This window comes from Clostridium chromiireducens (assembly GCF_002029255.1).
Taxonomy (GTDB): Bacteria; Bacillota; Clostridia; order Clostridiales; family Clostridiaceae; genus Clostridium; species Clostridium chromiireducens.
This window is the reverse complement of record NZ_MZGT01000106.1, coordinates 1-11420: the sequence shown is the minus strand read 5'-3', so window position 1 is coordinate 11420 and position 11420 is coordinate 1. Positions and strand designations below refer to the sequence as shown.

The 11420-nt window shown below is 26.7% G+C and carries 12 protein-coding genes; 11 read left to right on the top strand and 1 reads right to left on the bottom strand.

The genetic code is table 11. The features are described 5' to 3' along the window. The first annotated feature begins 135 nt into the window (after positions 1–135). The 5 genes from CLCHR_RS22445 to CLCHR_RS22425 all read left to right on the top strand — a co-directional run bounded on the left by CLCHR_RS22445 (position 136) and on the right by CLCHR_RS22425 (position 7106). Positions 136–1212, top strand: a complete 1077-nt coding sequence (locus tag CLCHR_RS22445; protein ID WP_079442132.1) for a polysaccharide pyruvyl transferase family protein — start codon at positions 136–138, stop codon at positions 1210–1212. Between the two features lie 40 nt (positions 1213–1252). Beyond that, positions 1253–2764, top strand: a complete 1512-nt coding sequence (locus CLCHR_RS22440; protein WP_079442131.1) for an oligosaccharide flippase family protein — start codon at positions 1253–1255, stop codon at positions 2762–2764. A gap of 164 nt (positions 2765–2928) precedes the next feature. Then, a complete protein-coding gene (locus tag CLCHR_RS22435) occupies positions 2929–4896 on the top strand; it encodes an ABC transporter ATP-binding protein/permease (protein WP_079442130.1) in 1968 nt (655 codons plus the stop codon). Between the two features lie 115 nt (positions 4897–5011). Beyond that, positions 5012–5623 carry an NUDIX hydrolase gene (locus CLCHR_RS22430; RefSeq protein ID WP_079442129.1) on the top strand — a complete coding sequence of 204 codons (612 nt, stop codon included), beginning with the start codon at positions 5012–5014 and terminating at the stop codon, positions 5621–5623. Positions 5624–5780: 157 nt separating this feature from the next. Then, complete coding sequence (locus tag CLCHR_RS22425; RefSeq protein ID WP_079442128.1) at positions 5781–7106, top strand: ATP-binding protein; 1326 nt, start codon at positions 5781–5783, stop codon at positions 7104–7106. A 48-nt stretch (positions 7107–7154) separates the two neighbouring features. Here the strand turns inward: CLCHR_RS22425 and CLCHR_RS22420 are convergent, their stop codons facing one another. Continuing rightward, on the bottom strand, positions 7155–7670 hold the full coding sequence (locus tag CLCHR_RS22420) for a ferritin (RefSeq protein ID WP_079442127.1): 516 nt from the start codon (positions 7668–7670) through the stop codon (positions 7155–7157). Between the two features lie 215 nt (positions 7671–7885). Between CLCHR_RS22420 and CLCHR_RS25030 the strand changes: the two genes are divergently transcribed. From CLCHR_RS25030 to CLCHR_RS22400, 6 genes are all read left to right on the top strand, one after another. Next, the gene (locus CLCHR_RS25030) at positions 7886–8029 is read left to right on the top strand and encodes a hypothetical protein (protein ID WP_169896868.1); all 144 of its coding nucleotides are present in this window, start codon (positions 7886–7888) and stop codon (positions 8027–8029) included. 252 nt (positions 8030–8281) lie between these two features. Then, on the top strand, positions 8282–8920 hold the full coding sequence (locus CLCHR_RS22415) for a pentapeptide repeat-containing protein (RefSeq protein WP_079442126.1): 639 nt from the start codon (positions 8282–8284) through the stop codon (positions 8918–8920). 302 nt (positions 8921–9222) lie between these two features. Continuing rightward, positions 9223–9717, top strand: a complete 495-nt coding sequence (locus CLCHR_RS22410; RefSeq protein WP_079442125.1) for a hypothetical protein — start codon at positions 9223–9225, stop codon at positions 9715–9717. A gap of 70 nt (positions 9718–9787) precedes the next feature. Then, complete coding sequence (locus CLCHR_RS22405; protein WP_079442124.1) at positions 9788–10024, top strand: hypothetical protein; 237 nt, start codon at positions 9788–9790, stop codon at positions 10022–10024. Between the two features lie 54 nt (positions 10025–10078). After that, positions 10079–10243 (top strand): hypothetical protein, encoded by a 165-nt coding sequence (locus tag CLCHR_RS25025; protein WP_169896867.1) that lies wholly within the window; start codon positions 10079–10081, stop codon positions 10241–10243. Positions 10244–10515: 272 nt separating this feature from the next. After that, positions 10516–11385 carry a GNAT family N-acetyltransferase gene (locus CLCHR_RS22400; protein WP_079442123.1) on the top strand — a complete coding sequence of 290 codons (870 nt, stop codon included), beginning with the start codon at positions 10516–10518 and terminating at the stop codon, positions 11383–11385. Positions 11386–11420 lie beyond the last annotated feature (35 nt).

Genomic DNA, 11420 nt, shown 5'->3' with positions numbered 1-11420 from the left:
ATATAGAAGGGTTAACTTTGTTTTATAAAAATAATAGATGTAATTTATTGAAATATCATTTGTATAATTTAAATTATATTTCTAAATTTTATTATCTTAAAACATTTGTTAAAAGTATTATCTAAGGAGAAAAATATGGGAAACAATTTAAGAGAAATAAAAAAATCAATAAAGCTTTCAATTGAACAAATTAATTTATTAAAGAATTATTATTTTAGCAATAGAAAATTTGATGAGATAAAGAAATACAAGAATGTAAAAAAAGTTATATTTGCACTATCTCCTCAATATGGAAATATGGGCGATCAAGCTATAGCATATGCGACTAAAAAGTTTTTTGTTGATAATTTTAAAGAATATAAATTACTTGAATTTGAAAGAGATGAGTTTTACTCATATTCTAAAGCTATAGAAAAAATAATAAATGAAGATGACATTATAGCAATGCAAGGCGGTGGAAATATGGGAAACTTGTATCTAAGAGAAGAATGGGCAAGAAGACATGTTATAAGACACTTTAACAAGTGTAAAATAATTTCCATGCCAACCACGTTGAGTTTTACAAGAGATAGAAGTGGAGAATCACATAAAGAGCAAATGAAAAAAATTTATAACTATAATGAAAAACTTATATTACTTGCAAGAGAAGAAAAATCATTTAATATGATGCAAAATCTTTTTGAAGTAAAATCAGTAAAAGTACCAGATATAGTTTTCTACCTAGAAGATATATTTGAGCCTAAATATAATAGAAATAATAATATCATGGTTTGTCTAAGAAATGATAAAGAAAGTTACTGGAAAGATAAAAAAAGTGAATTTATTGTCAATTTAAAATTAAGATATAACAATGTAACGGAATCTGATACTGTAATTCACAGGGATATTGATATTAACAAGAGGGAAGAAGAATTATTTAATATATGGAATAAATTCAGAAATTCAAAAGTTGTAATAACAGATAGACTACATGGAATGATTTTTGCATTTATTACTAAAACTCCTTGTGTAATTTTAAGATCATCAGACCATAAAATTATAGAAAGTTATAAATGGATTGAAGGTATTAACTACATTAAATTTGTTAATGATTTGGAGTTTAATACAGTAAACACTAAAATACATGAATTAATTAAATTAACAACATTTGATAAAACTAATTTTAAAAAAGAGTACTTTAATGGGCTAACTAAGCTTATTAAGGAAAGATAAAATTAATTCATGTGATATAAAAGATCTTAAAGGTGAGATTATGAAAAATAATATAAAAACAGCTACAATAATATCATATATAACACTAATTGCTGGAAATGTTATATCCATAGTATATACTCCTATTATGTTAACCACTTTAGGGCGTGGGGAATATGGTCTTTTTACTTTAGTAAATACAATAATATCTTATATATACTTATTAGATATGGGCTTGGGAAATGCAGTTATTAGGTACAATTCTAAATATATGGCTGAAAATAATGAACAGGGATTAAAAAAGATAAATGGAATGTTCTTGGTTCTTTATTGTATAATAGCTGTCTTAGGTATTATTATAGGAATACTTATATATTTTAATTTAGGAAATATATTTTCTAATGGATTAAATATAACTGAAATACAACAAATAAAATTAATGTTTATTGTAGCGTTGGTTAATTTAGCTTTTGCATTTCCGCTAAATGTTTTTAGCGGAATAATAATGGCTAATGAGCGTTTCATATTTACTAAGGTATTGGCATTAATAAGAGCTGTATTAAATCCAATAATTATGGTAAGCGTATTAGCATTAGGTCAAAGGGCACTAGGAATGCTGATAGCATCAACTATATTTAATATCTTACTAGGAATAGCTAATATAATTTATTGTTTTAAGACTTTAAAAATAAAAATGAAATTTTTAGGATTCGATGAGGGAATACTTGCTGAAATATTTAGGTATTCATTTTTTATTTTTTTGTCAGCTATAGCATATAGGATATATTGGAGTACGGATCAATTTATATTAGGAATGTTTGTTGGGGCGGCGCCTATAGCAATTTATTCTATCGGAAGTCAGTTTAATGGATACTTTATTTCATTTTCAAATGTTATAAGCAATATGTTCTTGCCAAAGCTTACTAAATTAGCAACGGAAGAAAATAAAAAAGAGTTAATGAGTATATTAGTTAAGATATCTAGAATTCAATTCTTTATAGCCTCGTTTATATTGATTGGATTTATATTAGTCGGAAAGCAATTTATATTAATATGGGCAGGAGAAGGCTATGAACTATCATATTATATAGCTATACTTCTAATGGTGCCTCAGATATTTTCCATTATACAATCTTTATTTGCAACAATGCTTGAAGCAATGAGTAAACATAGAGTTAAGGCTCTTATATATTTAGGAGTTGCAATTTTTAATTTAGTATTAAGTTTATTTTTAGTTCAAATTTTAGGTTCTATAGGTTGTGCATTAGGAACAGCTATAGGTATGACTATAAATTCACTATTAAATAATTGGTATTATAAGTTCAAATTAAATTTAGATATGGCGTATTATTGGAAAAATATAATTAATCTAGCTTGGCCAGCTACACTATGTTTAGTTCTAGGTTATATGTTAATTAGATTTATTAATCCGATTAATTACATAGGTATATTGTTATTTGCCATTATATTCTCTATAGCGTATTTATTAATCTTTTGGATACTAGCACTAAATAAATACGAAAAAAGTTTAATTAAATCAGTATTTATGAAATTTAAAAGTAAATTAAACTAATTATATAAGTAGTACGTAAGGGAATGAATATTTCACAAAGAAGTAACCATTGTGAAATATTTTAAGTAAAACACTGCACTGAATTTATATATTTAGTGCAATTTTTTTAAGGCAATAACTTATTGTGAATAGTATCGTAAAAATAGATATAGGAGTTTGGATAAATGAAACTACTGGAATTGAAGAATATCAATAAATATTATAATTTAAAAGGTAGTGAAAAATTTCATGTATTAAAGAATATCAATTTATCGTTTGATACGGGCGAATTAGTATCAATAGTTGGAGAATCAGGAAGTGGAAAATCAACACTAATGAATTTGATTGGAGGGCTAGATTCTGAGTATTCTGGGGAACTATTTGTAAACGGAAAAAATATTAAAAAGTTAAAAAAAAGAGACCTTGATAAATATAGAAAAAACCAAGTTGGTTTTATTTTTCAAAGTTTTAATCTTATTGGGCATCTATCTGTATTAGACAATGTTACAATTGCAATGACGTTATCAAATGTTAGAAAAAAAGAAAGAATTAAACGTGCTATCGAAATATTATCTAATCTTGGACTTGAAAATCAGATTTATAAAAGACCAAACCAATTATCAGGTGGACAAAAGCAAAGAGTTGCAATTGCTAGGGCTTTAATTAACGACCCTAAAATAATTGTTGCCGATGAACCCACAGGAAGTTTGGATTCTAAAACAACTATACATGTATTAGATATAATGAAGAATATTGCAAGACAAGGAAAATTAGTTATTATGGTTACCCATTCTGAAAAAGTTTCGGCATGTAGTAATAGACGTATTAAAATAGCTGATGGTGAAATAAATCATGATGCAAAAGAGGCAATATTCGAAGGCATAAGCAATAAAAAAGAACAAGTTATAGTGAATAAACAAAAGCAGAATTTAAACCTTGAATCATCAATTAAATTGGCACTTGTTAATATGAAAGAGAAATCAGGGCGTAATATACTTGTATCGTTAGGAAGCAGTATTGGGATAATGAGCATTATCTTGATGCTCTCATTTGGAAATGGAGTCAAAAATTATTTTAACAAAACGATGAATAGTTATGTAAATCCTTCAGTTATAGAAGTAACTATGCCAAGTCAAGATGAAGAAAGTATTAATTTAGATGTTACAACTATCCAAAAACCAGATGTGAATGCTCCTAAGTCTTTTGAGGAAGCAGATATTAATAATTTATCCAAGATAGATAATGTATCATCTTTAGAGAAAGGGTATGCGCTAATTTCAATGGGAGTCAATTCTATAATTTATAATGAAAAAACCAGTAATATTATGAGGATTTCAACTATGTCTTCTAACGTAACAGCTTCGAACATTGAAGAAGGTGCCCCCCCTAAAGAAGGAGAAGTGTTAATTAATAAAGCTGTAAGTGAAAGATTTGGAGGAAATATAATTGGTCAAAAAGTAAGTTTACGTATTTTGGTAAATCAAAAAATTCTTAATAAAAAATTTATTGTAAGTGGAATATATACAGGAGCAGGTACAGATTTAGCTACTGTGATGAAATCTGCTTTTTTAAATTACTCAGATTTAGAGAAGTTATATTCCGAAAATAATTATAAATTAAAACCAAATGTTATGTACATAAATGCGACTAATATTAAATATACAACTGCTATCAAAGAAAAAGTAAAGCAACTTGGATATTCTGAATCGTCTCAAAATCAATTAAGTTCAATGTTCAATCAAATGATAAGTATTTTAACATATGTCTTGTCTGGAATTGCAGCGATCTCTTTGGTGGTATCTTCTATTATGATTATAGTTGTCTTATATATTAGTGTTGTAGAAAGAACGAAAGAAATAGGGATAATTAAAGCAATTGGAGCAAGAGAAAAGGATATACGGAGAATATTTGTTTCAGAAGCATTTTTAATAGGTGTTTTTAGCGGTGCATTCGGTCTATTTAGTGCATATATATTAATGAAAAGTATAAATATTATGTCAAATAAGTTATTTGATATAAGCTTAGTATTGATGAAATCTTCTTATGGCATATTGGGAATAAGTTTAAGCATTTTAATAAGTACATTTGCTGGATTAATGCCCGCAAATAAAGCGGCAAAATTAGACCCAGTAGAATCTTTAAGAAGGGAATAGATGTATACTTCAAATGTTTTATTTATGTAAAGGTGCATAAATAAAACATTTGAAGTATAATTAAAGTAAATATTACTAATATATAATATTTACTGAACTAGGAGGACATATACTTATGAAATGCAACAAAGTTACTAAAGTTAAACCTTTAGTAGAAACAAGATACTTAAGCTTATATGAAGCTGAATATGAAAATAAAATTGGAAATGCAAGAACATGGACTATTGCTTCAAGGAAAGATAATGACACCATCCAAAAGCAGTACTTTGAAAATAAAGAAGATAAAACAGATGGTGTAATAATTGCAGCTTATCATAAGGATAAAAAGAAACTTGTTATCATAAAACAATTTAGGATTCCATTAAATAATTACGTATACGAACTAACTGCAGGTCTCATTGATCCTGGAGAGGACGCGAGAAGTACAATAGGAAGAGAATTACTTGAAGAAACCGGCCTTACATTAGTAGATGTAATTAAAGGTAAGGGGAGTGATAAAGTTTACGTTTCAGCAGGTATGACAGATGAATCGCTTGCGTTTGTATTTTGTACTTGTGAGGGAGAAATAAGCGATGAACACTTAGAAGATGATGAATGTATTGAAGCGTTACTGATCTCTCAGGATGAAGCTAAGGAACTAATACAAAGTGAAGAGAAATTTGATATTAAATGTTTTTTAGTTCTTCAAAGTTTTGCACTATTAGGGGAAAAATTATTTGAGGAATGATAAGAGAAAAACCGGCATATGACATTCCTATGCCGGTTTTATATATAAATTACTTAACATAGCTATTTAAATGAAATTATTTCCGAAAATAATAGAAAAAATTTCATCTTAGTAGTAGAATAATACTAAATGCAATAATGTTAAAGGGGGCATAAACATGTATGCAGAATATGAACAAATAAAAAAAGCAAATGTAATGATAAATTCTCTGTGTATTTTTACAAATATAAAAGAGAGTAGCGTATTAAAGAAATACAGTTCGTTACTAAAATATCTAAATAAGAAAGAAGTATCAATAGAGAAATCAATAAACCACTATAATAATTTTGTTTATGAATTACTAAATACGTCAAATTCCATTTCTTTCAAAAAGTACATAATTGATATGATTTTTTTAGATAATAATGCTTTTACAAATATGATTGACAATAAAGATTTAAACAATAAAAAAGTGTTAGAGCAAGTAAAATATGAGCTAAAAGTTTTGCAATATCTATCCAGTATTAGTTCAAAAGATATTAAAGAATATATAATTTCAAAGAGTAAAGCTAAAAATTTTGAAACAGATATTATTAATTCTCTTATTGATATTGAACTAGAATGCGATATAGATGATAATTTGATTAAAGCAATAGAGAAATTAAAGTCGAGCTTAATAGTTATGGATAACTGGGCAGATGCTTTAGAGGATATAATTGAATTTTATAACGGATATGGTACTGGGATATTTGGAGAGTATAGGGCCTTGGTTTGGGAGCATGAAGATGATAAAACTTATCTTCGTGGAGTTGATTCGCCAGACCCAGTAAGGCTTAAAGATTTGGCTGGTTATGAGGAACAAAAAGAAGTTATAATTAGTAACACAAAACAATTTTTAAGTGGATATCCTGCGAATAATATTTTATTGTATGGCTCTAGAGGTACTGGAAAATCTTCAACAGTTAAAGCAATTATAAACGAATACTATGATGATGGATTAAGACTTATTGAGGTAGATAAGGATAAGCTAGTTGACTTTACTAAAATAATAAAGGTATTAAGGAATAAGAACTTAAAATTTATTATTTTCGTAGATGACCTAGTTTTTGAAGAAGGAGAATCTAGTTATTCTGCGTTAAAAACTATATTAGAGGGTGGAGTAGAGAATAGATCAAGCAATATATTAATATATGCAACAACAAATAGAAAACACTTAGTAAAGGAAACTTTTAGTGAGAGAGCTGGCGATGAAGTTCACGCTCATGATGCAATAGAAGAAAAGTTATCTCTAGCTGATAGATTTGGAATGACGGTATCTTTTTACTCACCAGATCAAAAAGAGTATTTAAGCATAGTTGATAATATCGTAGAAGCAAGAGGATTAGACGTTGATAAAGATTACCTTCATGCAGAAGCATTAAAATGGGTAAGATGGTATAATGCACGTTCACCTAGAACAGCAACACAATTCATAAATTGGCTTCAAGGGGAGTTAAAAAAGTAGAGGGCTTAATTTGCCCTCTACTTTTTTATTATTTATACAACTATATTTCTATGCATTTGCTGTTGTAGGAGGTGTAAATATTCTTGCTGCTAGCTCATCATCTAGCATATATAGTGCAGCTTGATTATTCTCGCATCTCTTAATTTTCTTTATTATTGTATTAAAAGTATTTTCTTCTTCAACTTGTTCATTAATAAACCAGTTTAATAATCCGATCGTAGCATGTTCTCTCTCTTCTGTTGCTACATCTGCTATTTTATATAATCTACTTGTTACCACTTGCTCATGTTCATATCCTGTTTCAAAAACATGAGCTATACTTTCAAAATTTGCGTGTGGTTTTTCAATTTGTTCTAAAGTCACAACTCCATTTTTTTGGAATATGTAATCATAAAATTTCATTGCATGGAATAATTCTTCTTGAGATTGAACTTTGAAAAAGTTAGCAAACCCACTTAAGTCAATTGATTCACAATACGCAGCCATTGATAAATAGACATAGGCAGAATATATTTCGAAGTTAACTTGAGCGTTTAGAAGACTGAGTAATTTTTCATTTAGCATTTTTGTCCCTCCCATAGATAATATTACTTTAATATAATTTAACAAAATTGAGCAAAATATACTTTGTTTTAATATTTTTTTATACTTACTAAATTTAATTAAAATTATATTAATATTTTACATCAATTAACATAATTTATCAACTAATAATAATTATATCATACATAACTATTAACAGACGACTAATAATATAATTAAGAGAGGAGATGATAATTATGTCATATAGAAAAAAAGATAAATTAATTCAAAAGGCTGGTGATATGTCTCAGTCTAAGGTTAAATCATTTGTAGAAAGAGAAGAGCTGACTAATAAAGTTGTATCAAGAGGTCAAGATATCACTATAAATCAGAAGCATTAATTTTATCTCTTTAATTTTGCTAGGATATCAAATAATAAAAGCATTAAGAATTGAAATTAAGTTCAATTTCAAGTAATTAGGTGCTTCTTATTATTTGATATCCTTATTTTCTATAATTCGATAAAGATAATCAGCATATTTTTTATTAAATTGGTAAAGTGTATATAATTATTTAGAAATGTGATAAAATATAGAAATAATAACAAACTAAAGAAAATGAATAAATATATTTAATTAAGAAAGGATTATATTATGTCTATAAACAGAAGTGCACCAGAAAGTTTTTATTACGATAATGCTGAAAAGACTAATAAAAATTTTATTTATAAAAATCTTAAAAGAAGCAAATGCTATAATTGCAATTTTTCGAATTCAAATTTTGATTACGCGAGCTTAAGAGGTGCTCATTTTAAGAAATGTAATTTCTTCAGATGCAGCTTTAAAGGGGCTGAGTTTATTGGTTCTAATCTTAAAGGATGTAAATTTAAAGAAGCTAAATTTGAAGATACTATATTTGAAGGAGCAAATTTAGATGGCGTCGAGTTCAAAGACGCTAAATTTAAAAATACTATATTTGTGTCATGTGACATTACAAAGGCTAAAAATTTAAATGAAACCGCAAATGGAATACGAGTTTTTGACTCAATGCCTGATTTTGAAATAGATGAAGAGTTAGAAAAAGTTGTTCTTAGTGTTATGGAAAATGAATTTATTAAGAAATCAAGAGTTTTTGATACAAAAGAAGGAACAATAAATACATTAACATTGATGATTTTAAATGAAAAATTTGATAGAGATGCCTTGATTGAAGGCCTTCATTATATCAAATTTGAAATAGATCGAGATTTTCATACATTGAGCTATATATTAAGGCTTATTGAAAATATGTAAAATTTATAAATGATAAAAAAATAGTACTCTATTTGATAAATATAAATCAAGGGTACTATTTTTAGTTAAAAACTCAAAGCTGGAGTATTTTCTGTTTAGAAAACTCCGGCTTTTTTAGTTAAGAACTTCTAATAAATAATTTGTACAAATCTTGATTAGATAAAAATGATCTAAAAGATTGATTTGATTTTTATTTAATTTAAATAACATATATTAGCAATTTATAGATATAACATGAATAGTTTATATAGTATATAGGTGTAATTTGTACCAAGATAAAATTATTTGGAGGAAATACCTAAATGGAGAACAATAATTTTAAAAAAATAGGAAATAAATATTTCAAAAAGAATCTATTAGTAAAATATAATTATAAATTATATACACCTGAAATGATTGAAGAATATAAAGTAACCTTTAAAAGAATACTAAAAATGACAAATGATAAAACTAGAACTAAATTTATTATGTTCAATAAAGTTGAAGAGTGGTATAAAAATGAAAAAAATATAAATATAAGTATGGAGAAAATATATCTCAAATCAAAACTTGGTTCCTTCACAAGTGGTGGATGTGGAATAGGTGCTTCTCTTTTGGCAGGATTAACTGCGAGTGGTATTTTTTCGTATATAGATAATTATTTAAAGAAGCTTGGACCATTTTTCCTTACTATTTATATATTATTAGTTTTGTGCTTCGGTATAAAGATACTTTATGATGAGGATAGTAAGGTAGAAATGTATAATATGTTTTTGGAAGCGTTAAATAATCTAGAATATGATAAAAATGAAAAATGAGGATAATTAATTTACGGATAAAACGTTCCCTTACTGCACAATATATTGTTGTAGAAAGGAAGTGTTTATTATGAATAAAGGACCAAAATCTGACTCAAATAACCTTCAGAGTTTTTATAGTATGACTCCTGAACCTAGCGATAAAAAACAAAAAGAGTTCTCAGATACGTATACTGATCATAAGGAACATAAGAACGAAGGGAATAATGATTGGAATTCTGTGCCAACAGGTTTTGACACACAAGAATCATCTAAAAATCATGAAAAAACTGCAACAGATAACCAGTGGACATCCACACATAAATAATAAAATATCTCTAAACTGCAAATTAAATTAAGTAAAAAGGGAGTGTGGGAGACTATGAGTAATAAAAATAATAATGAGGACAAGATGAATGATGGTTACTACGACTATCAAGGTGGATACATCTCTTATGATCCAACTATTTTAACGGAACATTATACAGTTAAAGGATTTGAAGGTAGAATTAACGAAAAACAAAAATCTCATAGTAGATGGTGTTAACGAATAAAACTATAAAAAAAGTATATATTTATATTAAGATCTGAATTATTTAAGTTTCCTTCATAAAGATAAACTAATTATCATATTGAAGGAAACGATTTTTTGTAAGTATTCTAAAAATCTCAATATATTGTATTATAGGTATATTTATGATTTATTGTCATGAATTCTATAATTACTTTTGTTTTCATGCTTCATTATTTAATAAAGTTGACGACGATGTTTATTAGAATTATAATTTATTTATATAAGGGGAAATGAGGAATTTTTTTATGGTCTTTTTAGAGAAACTATCACTTTTTAATATAAATCATTTAAGAAAATTATATAATAGAAATGAAGATGCTTATATTTGCGATAAGAGTTTTTTTGATATTTATGATGAAGAATCTTTTTTTCTTAAATATGTAATAAGAAAGCAAATCAAATTGTTTAAAGTTAATAATGACTATGTGGGATATATATGGTACGAATATCCTTCAGATGAGGGGTTTAGTAATATATATTCTATTTATTTAAAAGAGGAGTGTATTGATTTGCTTAACTCTAAATTATTATCTTTTTTTAATATAAAGACTTTTAGGTTTGATATGGTAGCCAGCTCGGGAGCGTCATCTATCATGAAAAAATTAAATTTTAATATTAATTCTAAAAATATTTTGATGAGAATGAGAACAACTAATTTTTATAGAAATAATTTTGATAAAAGATATTTTTTTAAACACTTTAAAGAGGGGCAAGACGAGGAATTAAGATGTAAAATTCAAAATTCTGTTTTTAATGAGAAGAATCGAATTCCATTAACGGTTAAGGATGTATATATAGAAGAAGAAGAAGATTATTATCTTAGGAATTATGCTGTGTTTGTTTGTAACGAATACAGACAAGCAGTTGGTTACGGCCAAGTGATATTTAATAAGGGTCTCTATACGATTGTTAATTTAGGTATACTTAAGGAGTACAGGCATCAAGGTTATGGAGATGCATTGGTTAAATATTTAGTTGGATTTTGTTTTAAAAACTCAATAAAAAATATATATATACGAGTTGAAAAAAATAATTACCAAGCGTTAAATTTATATAAGAAAATTGGGTTTGAGGAATATCAATCTTTTATTACTTGGTCAAAGAATATTAATTAAATAAGTGTTTTAGGAGTTATATTTATATGTAATAT